The sequence below is a fragment of the Rhodococcus jostii NBRC 16295 genome (genome assembly GCF_001894825.1).
GTDB lineage: Bacteria > Actinomycetota > Actinomycetes > Mycobacteriales > Mycobacteriaceae > Rhodococcus_F > Rhodococcus_F jostii.
Genome location: NZ_BCWY01000011.1, coordinates 113058 through 128851, shown reverse-complemented (window position 1 = coordinate 128851; position 15794 = coordinate 113058). Strand labels below are relative to the sequence as shown.

The 15794-nt window shown below is 67.3% G+C and carries 15 protein-coding genes and 1 pseudogene; 5 read left to right on the top strand and 11 right to left on the bottom strand.

Annotated features, from left to right (window positions below):
• Nucleotides 1-58 precede the first annotated feature (58 nt).
• From RJ1_RS10380 to guaB, 3 genes are all read right to left on the bottom strand, one after another.
• Nucleotides 59-1801 carry a GMC family oxidoreductase N-terminal domain-containing protein gene (locus tag RJ1_RS10380; RefSeq protein WP_073359847.1) on the bottom strand — a complete coding sequence of 581 codons (1743 nt, stop codon included), beginning with the start codon at nucleotides 1799-1801 and terminating at the stop codon, nucleotides 59-61.
• A gap of 209 nt (nucleotides 1802-2010) precedes the next feature.
• Nucleotides 2011-3150, bottom strand: a complete 1140-nt coding sequence (locus RJ1_RS10375; RefSeq protein ID WP_073359846.1) for a GuaB3 family IMP dehydrogenase-related protein — start codon at nucleotides 3148-3150, stop codon at nucleotides 2011-2013.
• Nucleotides 3151-3183: 33 nt separating this feature from the next.
• Nucleotides 3184-4707, bottom strand: a complete 1524-nt coding sequence (guaB, locus tag RJ1_RS10370) for an IMP dehydrogenase (protein WP_005239781.1) — start codon at nucleotides 4705-4707, stop codon at nucleotides 3184-3186.
• Nucleotides 4708-4951: 244 nt separating this feature from the next.
• Here guaB and RJ1_RS10365 point away from each other — a divergent pair, with 244 nt between their 5' ends.
• A complete protein-coding gene (locus RJ1_RS10365) occupies nucleotides 4952-5356 on the top strand; it encodes a DUF5319 domain-containing protein (protein WP_073359845.1) in 405 nt (134 codons plus the stop codon).
• Nucleotides 5357-5445: 89 nt separating this feature from the next.
• Here RJ1_RS10365 and RJ1_RS10360 read toward each other — a convergent pair whose 3' ends face one another.
• The 5 genes and pseudogenes from RJ1_RS10360 to RJ1_RS47580 form a co-directional block, all read right to left on the bottom strand.
• Nucleotides 5446-6474 carry an anti-sigma-D factor RsdA gene (locus RJ1_RS10360; RefSeq protein WP_073359844.1) on the bottom strand — a complete coding sequence of 343 codons (1029 nt, stop codon included), beginning with the start codon at nucleotides 6472-6474 and terminating at the stop codon, nucleotides 5446-5448.
• Entirely contained in the window at nucleotides 6458-7036 is a 579-nt protein-coding gene (locus RJ1_RS10355; RefSeq protein ID WP_073359843.1) for a sigma-70 family RNA polymerase sigma factor, read from the bottom strand. The genes RJ1_RS10360 and RJ1_RS10355 overlap by 17 nt, the downstream gene beginning before the upstream one ends.
• A 160-nt stretch (nucleotides 7037-7196) precedes the next feature.
• A complete protein-coding gene (locus tag RJ1_RS10350) occupies nucleotides 7197-8027 on the bottom strand; it encodes a hypothetical protein (protein ID WP_073359842.1) in 831 nt (276 codons plus the stop codon).
• Nucleotides 8028-8061: 34 nt separating this feature from the next.
• Entirely contained in the window at nucleotides 8062-8742 is a 681-nt protein-coding gene (locus RJ1_RS10345; RefSeq protein WP_240320039.1) for a transcriptional regulator, read from the bottom strand.
• Nucleotides 8743-8829: 87 nt separating this feature from the next.
• Nucleotides 8830-9078: pseudogene (locus RJ1_RS47580) on the bottom strand (MerR family transcriptional regulator); the annotation flags it as partial.
• A 248-nt stretch (nucleotides 9079-9326) separates the two neighbouring features.
• Here RJ1_RS47580 and RJ1_RS10340 point away from each other — a divergent pair.
• The 3 genes from RJ1_RS10340 to RJ1_RS10330 all read left to right on the top strand — a co-directional run bounded on the left by RJ1_RS10340 (nucleotide 9327) and on the right by RJ1_RS10330 (nucleotide 11161).
• On the top strand, nucleotides 9327-9620 hold the full coding sequence (locus RJ1_RS10340) for a WhiB family transcriptional regulator (protein WP_073359840.1): 294 nt from the start codon (nucleotides 9327-9329) through the stop codon (nucleotides 9618-9620).
• Nucleotides 9621-9759: 139 nt separating this feature from the next.
• Entirely contained in the window at nucleotides 9760-10428 is a 669-nt protein-coding gene (locus RJ1_RS10335; protein WP_073359839.1) for a sigma-70 family RNA polymerase sigma factor, read from the top strand.
• Nucleotide 10429: 1 nt separating this feature from the next.
• Nucleotides 10430-11161, top strand: a complete 732-nt coding sequence (locus RJ1_RS10330; protein ID WP_073359838.1) for an anti-sigma factor — start codon at nucleotides 10430-10432, stop codon at nucleotides 11159-11161.
• A gap of 88 nt (nucleotides 11162-11249) precedes the next feature.
• Here the strand turns inward: RJ1_RS10330 and groL are convergent, their stop codons facing one another.
• Complete coding sequence (gene groL, locus RJ1_RS10325; protein WP_073359837.1) at nucleotides 11250-12863, bottom strand: chaperonin GroEL; 1614 nt, start codon at nucleotides 12861-12863, stop codon at nucleotides 11250-11252.
• Between the two features lie 92 nt (nucleotides 12864-12955).
• Entirely contained in the window at nucleotides 12956-13255 is a 300-nt protein-coding gene (gene groES / locus RJ1_RS10320) for a co-chaperone GroES (RefSeq protein ID WP_003940763.1), read from the bottom strand.
• A gap of 230 nt (nucleotides 13256-13485) precedes the next feature.
• Here groES and RJ1_RS10315 point away from each other — a divergent pair, with 230 nt between their 5' ends.
• A complete protein-coding gene (locus RJ1_RS10315) occupies nucleotides 13486-15204 on the top strand; it encodes a TIGR03767 family metallophosphoesterase (RefSeq protein WP_073359836.1) in 1719 nt (572 codons plus the stop codon).
• Here the strand turns inward: RJ1_RS10315 and RJ1_RS10310 are convergent.
• The gene (locus RJ1_RS10310; protein ID WP_073359835.1) at nucleotides 15201-15737 is read right to left on the bottom strand and encodes a potassium channel family protein; all 537 of its coding nucleotides are present in this window, start codon (nucleotides 15735-15737) and stop codon (nucleotides 15201-15203) included. The two genes, RJ1_RS10315 and RJ1_RS10310, sit on opposite strands and share 4 nt — an antisense overlap.
• Between the last annotated feature and the right edge of the window lie 57 nt (nucleotides 15738-15794).

Sequence of the window (15794 nt, the reverse complement as noted above, 5' to 3'; positions counted from 1 at the left end):
CAGTCTAATCGCCGCAGCTCTGTGGTCTGCGCGACCCCATGACCGGCGCACCCGGCCGCTATGCAACGCCGTGCTTCTGTGCTTCCGGCACCGCGGAGCCGCTGCGGATCTCGACGATCGGCAGCACCAGGGCGCCGGGGGCGTCCGCGGGGACGACGGGCACGACCGGCGCGACCGGGTTCAGGCGCCGGTATCCCTCGCCCTGCGCCGGACGCAGGTCCTGCTCGCCCTTGTTCGGCCACAGCGACGCCGCGCGTTCGGCCTGCGCCGAGATCGTCAGCGACGGGTTGACGCCCAGGTTCGCGGACACGGCGGAACCGTCGACGACGCTCAGCGTCGGGTATCCCCACACGCGGTGGTACGGGTCGATGACACCCTGCGACGGCTCCGACGCGATCGTGCAGCCGCCGAGGAAGTGAGCGGTGAGCGGAATGTTGAACACATCTCCCCAGGTTCCGCCCGCGCGGCCGTCGATCTTCTCCGCGATGCGACGGGTCGCCTCGTTGCCCGCCGGGATCCAGCTCGGGTTCGGCTCCCCGTGCCCTTGCTTGCTGGTGACCTTGCGCCGGCCGAACACACCCTTCTTCGTGTACGTGGTGATGGAATTGTCGAGGTTCTGCATGACCAGCGCGATGATGGTGCGCTCGCTCCACTTGTAGGGGGTGAGGACCTTCAACGCCGTCGGGTCCTTCGCGAGTTCCCTGAGGAACGTCATCCACCGACGTCCACCGCCGTCGGTCAGCAGGGTCTGCAACAGGGCCATCGAGTTCGACCCCTTGCCGTACCGCACGGGTTCGACATGGGTATCGGACGTCGGGTGGAACGACGACGTGATGGCGACACCCTTCGTGAGCTCGAGCGCGGGGTCGACCTTGTTCTTGGCGGCGCCGAGGATCGACTCGGAGTTGGTGCGGGTGAGCACACCCAGCCGGTCGGAGATCTTGGGCAGCGCACCCGTCTCTTTCTGGTCGAACAGCAGGTGCTGCGTACCCCACGTGCCCGCTGCCAGGACGACGTTCGCGGCGGTGTACGTCTTGCGGTTCCGGTTCTTCCGCGGACCGCTTCGCCGGGTGAACACGTCCCAGGTGCCGTCGGACGCCTCGCGCAGACCACTGACCGTCGTCATCGGGATGATCTCCGCGCCGGCCTTCTCGGCGAGACCCAGGTAGTTCTTGAGCAGGGTGTTCTTGGCGCCGTGCCGGCACCCGGTCATGCATTCGCCGCATTCGATACACCCCGTACGGTCGGGGCCGACGCCACCGAAGTAGGGGTCGGGCACCGTCTTGCCCGCTTCACCGAAGAAGACACCGACCGGGGTCTGGATGAACGTGTCGCCCACCCCCATGTCCTCGGCGACCGACTTGATGATCTCGTCGGCGGGGGTCATGTGCGGGTTCTGCACCACGCCCAGCATCTTGCGGGCCTGTTCGTAATACGGCGTGAGCTCGTCGTGCCAGTCGGTGATGTGCGACCACTGCTTGTCCTGGAAGAAGGAGGCCGGTGGTTTGTACAGCGTGTTGGCGTAGTTGAGTGAACCGCCGCCGACACCGGCGCCGGCGAGGATCAGGCAGTCGCGGAGCAGGTGGACGCGCTGGATGCCGAAGAATCCGAGGGCGGGCGCCCACAGGAACTTCGTGAGGTCCCAGCTGGTCTTCGCGAAGTCGGCGTCGGCGAAGCGGCGGCCCGCCTCGAGGATGCCGACCTTGTACCCCTTCTCCACCAACCGGAGCGCGGTGACACTGCCACCGAATCCGGAACCGACGATGAGGACGTCGTAATCCGTTGCGCGCTGCTTGCTCATCACTCGACCTCCAACGAAACCTGAGTTATTACTCGCCAGTATGCACCCCGCGGCTGTGACAGCTGCCACAAGGGTCACCTAACTGTAACGAGAGGTATCAGGAACGGTTGTGATACCCGCAAACGAACGTCGCCCAATGCCTCACCAGTGCAGTTGAACTGCACCGATGTGACATTGGGCGACGAGTGAAGCGGTGGAGAACGGAAGCCTCAGGCGCGGACGGTGAGGCCCACCTTCTGGAATTCCTTCAGATCCGAGTACCCCGACTTCGCCATCGAGCGGCGCAGACCGCCGACGAAGTTCAGCGAACCGAACGGGTCGTCCGACGGACCAGTGAGCACCCGGTCGAGGGACGGCCGCTCACCGAACGAGACCGGCAGCATCGTGCCACGCGGAACCGAGGGATGCGCGGCAGCCGACGGCCAGTACCACCCGCCGCCGGGAGCCTCCGCGGCGACGGCCAGCGGCGCACCCAGGACCGCGGCGTCCGCGCCACAGGCGATCGCCTTGGCCAGGTCGCCCGAGGACGTGATGTCGCCGTCCGCGATGACGTGGACGTAGCGTCCACCCGTCTCGTCGAGGTAATCGCGGCGGGCGGCCGCCGCGTCCGCGATCGCCGTGGCCATCGGAAGTCCGATGCCCAGCACCTCACCGGTGGTCGTGGCGCCCTCCGTGGATCCGTACCCGACGATCACACCCGCCGCGCCCGTGCGCATTAGGTGCAGTGCGGTGCGGTGATCGCTCACGCCGCCGGCCACGACCGGAACGTCGAGCTCGGAGATGAACGTCTTCAGGTTCAGCGGCTCGCTGTCGCCGTGAGCGACGTGCTCGGCGGAGATGATCGTGCCGTGCACGACCAGCAGGTCGATGCCCGCCTCCAGCAACTGCGGGGTGAGCGCCCGCGCGTTCTGCGGGCTGACCCGGACCGCGGTGGTGACGCCCGCGTCACGGACCTGCGCGACCGCAGCGGCGAGGAGACCCGGCTGCAGCGGCGCAGCGTGCAGCTCCTGCAGTTTCTTGATCGGCGCCTCGACGTCGACGTCCGACTCCGCCAGTGCGACGAGTTCGGCGAGCTTGGCCTCGACGTCCGCGTGCCGGCCCCACAGACCCTCACCGTTGATGACCCCGAGGCCACCACGCTTGCCGAGTTCGATCGCGAACGACGGCGAGACGAGCGCGTCGGTGGGATGCGCCAGCACAGGGATGTCGAACCGGTACGCGTCGAGCTGCCAGGACGTCGACACCTCCTTGGAGGAGCGGGTCCGGCGGGAGGGGACGATGTCGATGTCGTCCAGCTCATAGGTACGTCGGGCTGTTCGGCCCATGCCGATCTCAACGAGGTCGCGCACGCGCGCCCCTTTCTCGTGAATCGTGACTGGTTGCTAGCGAGCGGTGTAGTTGGGAGCTTCGACCGTCATCGTGATGTCGTGCGGGTGGCTCTCCTTCAGACCCGCGGCGGTGATCTGCACGAACTGCGCGTTCTGCAGCTCCTCGATCGACGATGCTCCCGTGTAGCCCATGGCGGCCCGCAGGCCGCCCGTGAGCTGATGGGTGACCTGGGACAGCGGGCCGCGGAACGCGACCCGGCCCTCGATGCCCTCCGGGACCAGCTTGTCCTCGGACAGCACGTCGTCCTGGAAGTAGCGGTCCTTGGAATACGACTTCGCGGCGCCACGGCTCTGCATCGCGCCGAGGGACCCCATGCCGCGGTAGCTCTTGTACTGCTTGCCGTTGACCAGGATCAGCTCACCCGGCGACTCGGCGGTACCCGCGAGCAGGGAGCCGAGCATGGCCGTCGACGCACCCGCTGCGAGGGCCTTGGCGATGTCGCCGGAGAACTGCAGTCCACCGTCGGCGATCACCGGCACACCGTGCGGCTTGGCCGCGGCGACCGCTTCGAGGATCGCGGTGATCTGCGGGGCGCCGACACCGGCGATGACGCGGGTGGTGCAGATCGAGCCCGGTCCGACACCGACCTTGACCGCGTCGACCCCGGCCTCGATGAGCGCGGCCGCACCGCTGCGGGTGGCGACGTTGCCGCCGATGATCTGCACGCGCTCGTCGACCTCGGCCTTCAGCTTCGAGATCATGTCCAGCACGCCGGCGGAGTGACCGTGGGCGCTGTCGACGACGAGGACGTCCACTCCGGCGTCGGTGAGAGCCATCGCACGGCTCCACGCCTCGTCACCCACACCCACGGCGGCACCGACGAGGAGCCGGCCGTCGCGGTCCTTGGTGGCGTCCGGGTGCTGCTCGGTCTTCACGAAGTCCTTGACCGTGATGAGGCCGGTGAGCTTGCCCTGCCCGTCCACGATCGGCAGCTTCTCGATCTTGTGGCGGCGGAGCAGGCCCAGCGCCACCTCCGCGGTGACACCCTCCTGCGCGGTGATCAGCGGCGCCTTGGTCATGACCTCGGACACGGCGCGGTTCTGGTCGACCTCGAAGCGCATGTCGCGGTTGGTGATGATGCCGACCAGCTGCCCGGCCGCATCGGTGACCGGCAATCCGGAGATCCGGAAACGGGCACACTTGGCGTCCACCTCGGCGAGCGTGTCGGACGGTTTGCAGGTGACCGGATCGGTGACCATCCCCGCCTCGGACCGCTTGACCGTCTCGACCTGACCGGCCTGGGCCTCGACCGACAGATTGCGGTGCAGGACGCCCATTCCACCGGCGCGGGCCATGGCGATCGCCATGCGCGCCTCGGTGACGGTGTCCATCGCGGAGCTGACGAGGGGCACCCGCAGCCGGATGTCCCTGGTCAGCTGACTCGACGTGTCGACCTGGCCGGGGATGACATTCGACGCCGCCGGCAAGAGCAGGACGTCGTCGTACGTGAGACCCAGCATCGCGACCTTGTTCGGGTCGTCACCGCCGGTGTGTACATGCCCTGCTGAACTTGTCATGCGGTTCGGGCCCTCCATGGAACATAGGTGCAGCGCCGGTGGCGCCGTCTGCGGACAAATCAGATCGTCGATCTGAACGAATCTTGCGGGAACACGGTTACAGGGAAAAGTCCGGAGCGTCGATCGATATTCCCAGCTCCACGAACCATGATATCGGCTCGGCGCGATCACCACGGAGCCCACCCACGCTGGGCCTACGCCGAACGGCTGGCGCAGACCGGGCTGACCTGCGTACCGTGGTGCTGTGCGCGATCAACTGCCTCCAGGTCTGCCCCCGGACCCCTTCGCCGGCGACCCCGCCGACCCGTCCGCAGCTCTCGATGCGATCGAACCGGGCCAACCACTCGACCCCCACGAGCGTCTCGCTGTGGAGGAAGACTTGGCCGACCTCGCCGTGTACGAGGCACTGCTGGCGCATCGTGGGATCCGTGGGCTCGTCGTCTGCTGCGAAGACTGCCAGCAAGATCACTACCACGATTGGGACATGCTCCGTGCCAATCTCCTCCAGCTTCTGGTCGACGGCACCGTGCGCCCGCACGAGCCCGCCTACGACCCGACCCCCGAGGCCTACGTCACGTGGGACTACTGCCGCGGCTACGCGGACGCCTCGATGAACGACGCTCTGCACGGAGACGGCTTCGACACCTGACCCGGCACAATCCGTTACAGACAACTGTGGCCCGACACTTCGCGTGTCGGGCCACAGTTGTGTGTGCCGGAGGGCCGGTGCGCCGCCGGCTAGCTGGTGGGCGGCGGCACCGGAACGGTGGTGGTCGTGGTGGGCAGTGGCACCGAGGACGGCACCTGCGGCGGCTGCTGGGTGGACGGTTCCGTAGCCGGAGTGTCCGACGGCAGCGTCGGGACCATCATGATCGTGGGGTCGGGGCTCGTGGACGGCAACGTCTCCGGCGGAAGCGTCGGCAACTGAGGCAGTTGCGGCAACGGGATGGCCGGAAGTCCCGGAATCTGCAGATCGGTGGGCGGCGTGATGCCGGTGCCCGGCAGCGGACCGACACCCGGCAGCGTCGTGGCACCGGGTGTCCCCGGCACGGTGGCCGGCATCTCGGTGCTCTGCGCCGGCGCGTCCGTCGTGGTGGTACCCGGTGACGTCGTCGTCGGCGGCGTGGTGGGAGCAATCTTCTCGAGTTCGGCGGCCAGCTTCGCGCGCCACACGTCGAGTTCGTTCCGCATGTCGGAGTCGCGTACTCCACCGGCACGGTCGGCGGCGCCCTCGAGCATGTGCTTCGCCGAGTCGGCGTCGCCCGCGGAGATCAGACGCTCGGCTTCCTGCAGCTGAGACGTGGTGTCGATCTGTGCGACGGTCGAATCGGCCTGCTGGCTGAACACGACGGACTTGACGCTCCACAGCGGATCGCCCGGTTCGGCGTTGTACGAGAAGATGGTGGCGCCGCCCATGACGACCGCGATCGCGGCAGCAGCGCCCGCGATGGGTCGCAGCAGGCGGAGCTTGCTGCGGGCGGCACTGCGCGCCGAGCGGGCGTCCGAGGCGTCGATCGCCGCGATCACGTCGTCGAGCAGCGGCCCGGTCGGCATCGGCGTCGCCACGATGTCGGCGCGCCAATTGGTCAGCAGAAGCGCGAGCTCGTACTGCTCCGGCGAATCCGTTGCGACGGGACCGCCACCGGCGATCGCGTCGATCAGCGCATCGTCGCGGCGAACTGCCGCGACGTCCACCGGTGCGTCGTCTCCTGGGAGATCGGCATCGGGATTGCCGTTGCGCTTGATGCCCCTAGCCAAACCTCTCACCTGCCTTTGTCACTTCTTTTTTCAGTTTCGCGAGGGCTCGGTGTTGAGCCACGCGGACAGCTCCCGCGGTACTACCCACGGCCGCAGCCGTCTCCTCTGCTGACATACCGACCACGAGGCGGAGAATCAAGATCTCCCGGTGCTTCTCCGGCAGCGTGCTCAGCAGTTCGTTCATCTGCCTGCTCGCTTCCGAGTCCAGCGCCCTCTGTTCGGGTCCGTCATCGTTGGCTACGACATCAGGTACTTCGGCGACGGGCTCCGACTTGTTACGGGCGGAGTTCCGATGCGCGTCGGCGACCTTGTGCGCGGCGATCCCGTAGACGAATGCCATGAACGGGCGGCCTTGATCCTCGTAGCGAGGTAAGGCCGTCATCACGGCGAGGCACACTTCTTGTGCCACGTCGTCCGCAGAGAGTTGTCCCCTCTCCGCAGCACCGACCCTGGCTCTGCAGTAACGCACAACCAAGGGCCGAATGTTTTCCAGGACCAGAGCTAAAGCGGCCCGGTCACCCTGCGTTGCAGCGGCGACGGCGGAGTCCAACTCCTCGCTCGTATTAGTCATCGTTGCTGAATATCCTGGCGTTACAGTGGCACCTCCCCCGATGGGTGTGCTCCCGCTCTCAGCGGAACACTCCAAGAGTAACGGTGCCGACCGAACGGTATTCGCCCGGATTCGCACCGAATCGCACACAGTCGGGCCGTATCCCGCCCGACCAGCGGAGTCAGAATCGGAAGCGCCCACCTCGCGCCCGTATGACGGCTTCGCACTCCACGCGGACCGCCCGCGCATGTGAGTCCGATGTCACACCGCCCAGCAACATCGCAGCCGCCCACTTCAGAGGTATCAGGCCGTGCCGATCGCAACGGTCGAGCACGTCGGCGGCGAGGCGTGCCGCGGGACCGGAATCGGGATCCCCGGTCATCGCCGCACTGCGCAACAGATCCGATTTGATGTGGTGACGCACGGATCCGGAGGCCTCCGAAATTTCCGCCGCGGTCTCGGCGTGGCGGCGCGCCGAGACGAAGTCGCCGCCCGCGAGGAACAACTCCGCACTCACCCAGTGCGTGCGGACACGCTGCCGCCACAGCCGGTCCGCGGCACCCTCGTCCAGGTGCTCGGCGCAGCGTTCGAGCAGCCGCCTGCCGAGTGCGAGCCGACCGCATCCCAGGGCGTCCGCGGCCAGTCCGGTCAGAGCGTCGCACCTGGCCTCGCGGACGAGGTCGCCGCCGCCACCGGGACCCGTCCCGACCACGGCGAGGGCCCGGCCGTCGAATCCGGAGGCGGCACGGTGCCAGCCGAGCTGACGCAGCAGTGACGCCTGCGTGCTCCACGCCAGCGACACGACGGCGGGTTCGGCGTCCCCGCCACACGTCAGCGCGTCCAGTTCGGCGCGGGACCGGCTGTAGTGCCCTCGGGCGCCCCATGCCACCGCCCGCATCCAGCGCTCGACCGGAACATCGGATGCCGGCAGTGGGCTCGCGCCCGGGTCGGCGCCGAAAGCGGCGCGGTTCAACGAAGTCGTGACTTCGGGACGGGGAGTCGAGTCGGGCACGCCGAGATCATTGCATCGTCCGGCTGCCGCGACCTCAGGTGACCGCGATGACGGCGTCCACGGCGTCGCCGAGCGTGCCCAGCGCAACGATCGACCGGGGCAGTGCCTGGGCGTGGCATCCGGGGCCACCCGCGAGCATCGTCAGCCCGGTGCGCCGGCGGCGGATCGCCCGGACGACAGAAGGGACGTCACATCCGGTGGAGGGCAACCACAGGACGATCACGTCCGGCTCGGCGTTGGTCACGGCGGCGAGAAGCGCCGACCGGCACAGGGGCAGCGCCATCCGCGTGTCCACCGACGCCGTGGCGAGAGCCGCGGCCAGTGCCCGGAATTCAAGGCCGTAGGGGTCGGCGGGCACCGACTCCCCTCCGTCGGCGGGCACATGCACGAGCAGCACCCGTCCACCACCACCGATGGGCGCGTCCAGTGTCATCGTGGACAGGATCCCCGCAACGCATTCGGCGAAGATGCGGACGCTCGTGGAGGCTGCCTCCGAGTTCCGCCCCTCGTCCGCCCATTCGAGGACCGGAACGACCAGGGTCGTCCACATCGAACTGAATCCCCGCTCGGCCACCGCCCGTACGACGATCCGCCGGATGGTCACGACGTCTCGCGCCAGGAGCGCCCCCGACAAATTCCGGATCGAGGCCTCGGCGTCACCGAGGCCGGAAAAGGACGACAGAAGGTTCGACGAGTCTGTTTTCGTCCCGTTCACCGAGTTGTCATCCAGATTTTCCCGACCCGGTCGGTGGCCCCTTTCTGACGAATATGTAGCCATTGCGTTAATCGCATATCTCGCCGCCTCGGCGGAGTTTGCCCCGCCGTCCAGTGCCTGTTGCATGCATTCGAGCCGGGCGACGTCGAGTGGCGTGTATCGGCGGTGGCTTCCCTGCGGATGAACGGAGGGTCCGATGCCGTACCGGCGGTCCCAGGTGCGCAGCGTCGACGGAGCTACCCCGAGCTTTCTGGCCAGCGCAGATACCGAGATCGTGGGTCCCTCGTCCGGAGGTCCGGAGGGGTGCTGAGTTTCAGGCTCCGCGGGCTGGGGCACCCGGACATCGTCACCCGGGACCCTGGGTCTTTCAACCCGAAACGGAATCACGGAACTGCGGGAATGTAAATATTTTCCAGGTTAACTTCTCGCTCTTGGGATATGTAAATCGCCACTGTGAACAACTATTGACGCGATTTCACAACCGCCTCTACGGTTAGCGACGTGAATGATTCAGTGGCTTGAACTTGCGTTCGAGCCCACGGTCCACTCGTCGCCAGAGGCGAGCTTGCAGCTAAGGAGTCCACATGCCTGCACCCAACCACCTTCCCGGCCCGAACGCGGATATCTGGGATTGGCAGATGCACGGACTGTGCCGCGGGGTCGACTCCTCGATGTTCTTCCATCCCGACGGGGAGCGTGGCCGGGCCCGCGCACAGCGCGAGACCCGCGCCAAGGAAATGTGCAGACGCTGCCCCGTGCTCGCCCAGTGCCGCAGCCACGCCCTGAGCGTGTCCGAGCCCTACGGCATCTGGGGCGGAATGTCCGAGACGGAACGCGAAATGCACGCCCGCCACCGCCGCGGCCGGATCGCGGTCTGACCCCACTACCCCCACTACGACACTCACCGAGGAACCCTCGTCACCACACGGGGGTTCCTCGCATCACATCGATCCCCTCGCCACCCATCCACGACGACTCGGTCTCCGAATGCCTACCGGCTGGAGGAGATGAGTGGATATGCACGCTACCGTGGTTCTCGATGAAGCGAGAAGAGTGTCGGTGACGAACCACGAGGGCAATTCCCCAGCAGAAGACGTGTGCCCGGCGGACGCGACCGGGGCACGCACGGCCCGGGCCACCGAATCCGAGGAGCTCTCCGACGCCATGGCCCGCGTCGCGAACGGCGACGCCGAGGCGTTCGCCGAGCTCTACGACCGGACGAGCGCCCGGGTCCACGGGATGGTGCTGCGCGTCCTGCGCGATCCCGGGTACGCGGAGGAGACGACGCAGGAAGTCTTCCTCCAGGCCTGGCGCACCGCGTCGAACTTCGATCCTGCGCGCGGCTCCGTGCTGTCCTGGCTGATGACGCTGGCGCACCGCAGGGCGGTCGACCGGGTGCGGTCGGAGCAGGCCGGCACCGACCGCGAGGCACTCTACGAGAACACCAACATCGCCGGGCCGTTCGACCACGTCACCGAGGAGGTGACCCGGCGGCTCGAGCATCAATCGGTGCTCGCCTGCCTCGACTCCCTCACCGACATGCAACGTGAGTCGGTGGCGATGGCGTACTACGACGGCCGCACGTACCGAGAGGTCGCCTCCCAGCTGGGTGTCGCACTGTCGACGGTCAAGACGCGCATCCGTGACGGATTGACGCGTCTGCGCGGCTGCCTGGGAGGTCTGTGACATGAACGAAGAACTTGTGGGCATGGCCTACCCGTACGCACTCGACGCGCTCGACGACACCGAACGCCACGAACTCCGCACCGATCTCGCCGCGACCGATGACCGGACGCGCTCCACGTTCACCAACGAGGTTCGCCGGATCCGCGAAGCGTTCGCGGTCGTGAGTGCGGTCGGCGCCGTCGAACCCCCACCCCACGTGCGGATCCGACTCCTCGACGAGGTCGGGCGGTCCGCAGGACACTCCGCGGCACATCCGATCTCGCTCACCGAACGCCGATCCCGTCGACGCCGCTGGCAGATCGCCGTCGCTGCTGCCGCTGCGGTCGGCGTACTCACCGGCGGCACGGTGATCGTCCGGCAGCTCACGGAAGGTCCGTCGCCCACCGTGGCCGAGCAGGTGCTGGACGCCGCCGACATGCATTCGTCGACGAGCACGATCGAGGCAGGCGGGTCGGCGACCGCCAACTACTCGAAGTCGCAGGACGCCGTGGTGTTCGTGATGGACGGCGTCGCCCCGCCCGGACCCGACACCGTGTACCAGCTGTGGTTGATGCCCGAATCCGGCGACGCGCCCGTGTCGGCCGGAACCATGTCTCCTGCGGACGTGCTCTCGGACACGACCGTCGTACTCGACGACGTCGGGTCGATGTCGAAGCTGGCCGTCACCGTCGAACCGCCCGGCGGGTCGCCGCAGCCGACGTCGGAACCGTTCGCGGTGCTGCAGCTGAGCTGATCCGGCGCAGGCCGGACACGAGAAACCCCCGCGCGGTGATCCGCACGGGGGTTTCTTCGTTCGAACGACCGGAGTCGACCGGCAGAGCCTAGTGGCTGTGTCCGTGACCGGTCTGCGACTCGCCCTCGTCCGCCGGCTTCTCGACGATGGCGCTCTCGGTGGTGAGGATCATCCGCGCGACCGAGGCCGCGTTGACGACCGCGGAGCGGGTGACCTTCACCGGGTCGACGACACCGTCGGCGAGCAGGTCGCCGTAGGTGAGGGTCGCGGCGTTGAAACCGTGTCCCTTCGGCTGCTCGGCAACCTTGCTGGTGACGACGGAACCGTCGAGACCGGCGTTGCTGGCGATCCAGAACAGCGGCGCCTGCAGGGCCTCGCGGACCACCTTGACGCCCGTGGCCTCGTCACCGGTCAGACCGAGGTTGTCGGCCAGTTCGGTGCTCGCCTGGACGAGCGCGGAACCGCCACCGGGAACGATGCCCTCGGCGACAGCAGCCTTGGCCGCGTTGACGGCGTCCTCGACACGGAACTTGCGCTCCTTGAGGTCCGTCTCCGTTGCCGCGCCGACCTTGATGACGGCGACGCCACCGGCCAGCTTCGCCAGACGCTCTTCGAGCTTCTCGCGATCCCAGTCGGAGTCGGTGTTCTCGATCTCGCGGCGCAGCTGCGCGACGCGACCCTTGATGTCGTCGTCGGTTCCGGCGCCGTCGACGATCGTGGTCTCGTCCTTGCTGACCACGACTCGGCGTGCGCCGCCGAGCAGGTCCAGCCCGGCGTCCTTCAGCGTGAGGCCGACATCGGAGTTGATGACCGTGCCGCCGGTGACGACGGCGAGGTCGTCGAGGAACGCCTTCCGGCGGTCACCGAAGAACGGCGCCTTCACGGCGACGGCCTTGATGGTCTTCCGGATGGAGTTGACCACGAGGGTGGACAGGACCTCGCCCTCGACGTCCTCCGCGATGATGAGGAGGGGCTTGCCGCTCTCGGCAACCTTCTCCAGCAGCGGCAGGAAGTCGGGCAGGGACGTGATCTTCTCGCGGTACAGCAGCACGAGCGCGTCCTCGTACACGGCCTTCTGTGCGTCGAGGTCCGTGACGAAGTACGGCGACAGGTAGCCCTTGTCGAACTGGACGCCCTCGGTGATCACGAGCTCGGTCGCCAGCGTGGAGGATTCCTCCACCGTGACGACGCCGTCGGTACCGACGCGGGTGAGCGCCTCGCCGACCATTTCGCCGATCTCCTCGTCACGCGAGGACACGGTCGCGACCTGGGCGATGGAGTTCTTGCCCTCGACCGGCTTGGCGGCCGCGATCAGTGCCTCGACGACCTTGTCGGCCGCGGCGTTGATGCCGATGCCGAGTGCCATCGGGTTCGCACCCGCGGCGATGTTCTTCAGACCGCCACGCACGATGGCCTGGGCCAGCACGGTAGCGGTGGTGGTGCCGTCGCCTGCGACGTCGTTGGTCTTGGTGGCGACGCTCTTGACGAGCTGCGCGCCGAGGTTCTCGAACGGGTCCTCGAGGTCGATTTCCCGGGCGATGCTCACGCCGTCGTTGGTGACGGTGGGGCCGCCGAAGGCCTTCGCCAGCACTACGTGGCGGCCACGCGGACCCAAGGTCACCTTGACCGCGTCGGCAAGCTTGTCGACTCCACGCTCGAGAGACCGGCGTGCGACCTCGTTGAACTCAATCTGCTTGGACATGTGTTCTGTCTTCTCCTGGATCTCAGGGTTACACGCGTGAACGCACTCCGCCCCGGGATCCTGTGGGGACTCCGGGGCGGATCACGTATGGCTTACTTGGAGACGACAGCCAGCACGTCGCGTGCCGACAGGATCAGGTACTCCTGGCCGGCGTACTTGATCTCGGTTCCGCCGTACTTGGAGTAGATGACCGTGTCACCCTCCTTGACGTCGACCGGGATGCGGTTGCCCTGCTCGTTGACGCGGCCTTCGCCGACTGCGACGACAGTGCCCTCCTGGGGCTTCTCCTTGGCCGTGTCGGGAATGACCAGGCCGGAGGCAGTCGTCGTCTCAGCCTCGTTGGCCTGGACGAGGATCTTGTCCTCGAGCGGCTTGATGTTGACGCTCGCCACGATGAGCCCTCCACTTTGGGGTATGCGGGTCCGGAGGTCTCTCCGGACTCCTGTTTGAGTGTTCCGTTTACGGCACTTCACACAGCCCCGTCGTCGCGGGTGCCGGAGCTCGATCGGCGCCACTTGGCACTCTATACGTGAGAGTGCCAACCCTCAAGGAGAAGGGGGTGGTAGATCGCGGCGAGCTGAATATCGTCCTGTCTCAGGGGCCGTCACCTAAGGTTCCTCTGGTGTCTGACATGAATCGGCGTAAATTCCTGACATTTGCCGGACTCGGGGCGATCGGGGCAGTGGGGTTCGGAGCGCGCCCGTGGGGGTTGCAGTACGCGGGCGCGGCGCCTCTTCCCACGTCCGGGGCCGGCACCACTCTCGAAGCAGTGGCCGTCCCCCTCGGAACCTCCGGGTACCGCAGGCTCGGCGCCGGACCGGGGTGGCCGACCCTCGTCCGCACCGAACTCGCCGAGACCCGCAGCGGGCGGGAGGACCGGCGCACCGCACTCGCCTCCCTCGTGCAGCTCACCGACGTCCACCTCGTCGACGCCCAGTCCCCGATGCGCTTCGAATACCTGCACCCCTTCACCGGTTCCGCGTTCCGCCCACACGAGACACTCACAGCGCAGGGACTCGTCGCTTTGGTCGGACGCGTCAACGCACTCGCATCCGGCCCCCACACCCAGCGCCCGTTCGACGCGGTCGTGAGCACCGGCGACAACACCGACAACAAGGAATTCGCCGAACTCGGCTGGTTCCTCACCGCACTCAACGGCGGCACCATCGTTCCCAACACGGGCGCGCCGGACCGCTACGAGGGCGTGCAGAACTCGGGTGCCGATCTGTACTGGAACCCGGAGTCGTCGATCCAGGACATGTACAAGAAGGCCGGCTTCCCGGAGGTCCCCGGACTGCTGGCCGCCGCGATTAGCCCGGTCACGAGCCCCGGCCTGCACACGCCCTGGTACTGCGTCTTCGGCAATCACGACGACTCGGTGGAAGGCACCGTTCCGAGCGGCATCCCACCGCTCGAAGCCATGTACACCGGTTCCCTGAAGTTCGAGGTCCCCGGATCACCGGAGCAGGCGAAAGCGGTGGACATCGCCACCAAGTTCGACGCCGCGTCCATCCCCGGCGCGCTGTCCGCGTTCACGACACCACCGAGGGTCGTCACGCCCGACCCCACGCGCGCCCCGTTCACACCCCGCCAGTTCATCGCCGCGCACCTGGACCCGGCCAACACGGGCCCCGGACCGGTCGGTCACGGCTTCGCGCCCGATGCAGGTGAAACCGGCATCGGCTACTACTCGTTCGAGATCGCACCCGGAGTGGTCGGAATCAGCATGGATTCCACCAACCGCGCCGGCTTCGTCGACGGTTCGCTGGGTGCCGCACAGTTCCGGTGGATCGAGGACACCCTGACGGCCGGCAGCAGCCGGTACTACGACACCTCGGGCGCACCGGTGTCGCAGCCGCGCAGCGACACCTGGTTCGTCCTGTTCAGCCACCACACCAGCGGCAGCATGGACAACCTGGTCCCCGACCCCGCCGCCCCGGCGGAGCCCCGGATCCCCGGCGCCCGACTGGTGGATCTGCTGCACCGATTCCCGAACGTCCTCGCCTGGGTCAACGGTCACACCCACGAGAACCGGATCACCCCGTGGCCCGGATCGACTCCGGAGCAGTCGTTCTGGGAGATCAACACGGCCTCGCACATCGACTTCCCCCAGCACGGACGGATCATCGAGGTTGTCGACAACGCCGACGGAACCGTGTCGCTGCTCACCACGCTGTTCGAAGCCGACAGTCCCTACGCCGTCGAACACACTGACCTCTCACCGCTCGGGCTCGCGTCGCTGTACCGGGAGTTGTCGTTCAACGACATTCACGCCGACCCCGACCTGCTCGGCGGGACTCCCGACCGGAATGTCGAACTGGTGCTGGCGTCGGGTCGCTAGTTCCGGCGCTTACGTGCCCAGTCGACAGCCGCGACGATCACCCGGATCCCGACGCCGAGGAGGATCAGGTTTCCGATGATCTGCACACTGACTACGGCCCTGGACGCATCGGTCGTCGCGGCGATATCGCCGAACCCGACGGTGGAGAACACGGTGAGCGAGAAATACAGCGCGCCCATGCGGGTGAGGGGTTCGGTGAAGTAGCCCGGATCACTCTCGGACATCAGGCAATAGCCCGTGGCGAACCCGAGCAGATAGAGCGGCAGGATCAGGGCCAGTGCCTCGATCGCCTGGAGCGTAGGTACGTCGGACCGGATGATTCGCCGGATCTGCCACACCGCGGCGAGCACGACCACGAGCAGGCCTCCCCCCAGGATGAGCAGGGCCGACATGTCTCCGATATTGGTCCACGGCAGGGCGAAATAGGCCACTAGGCACAGAAGGATGGTCGCGAGCGGGACCAGAAGCGCACGGAGCAGAAGCCGTCGGCGCTCACGTCTGGTGAGGTTCCGGAAATCGCTGGCGCGTCGCATGAGATTCCTTTGGACAACTGTGCAGGTGAGACCGGATATCGAGCGCAATACTCGTCT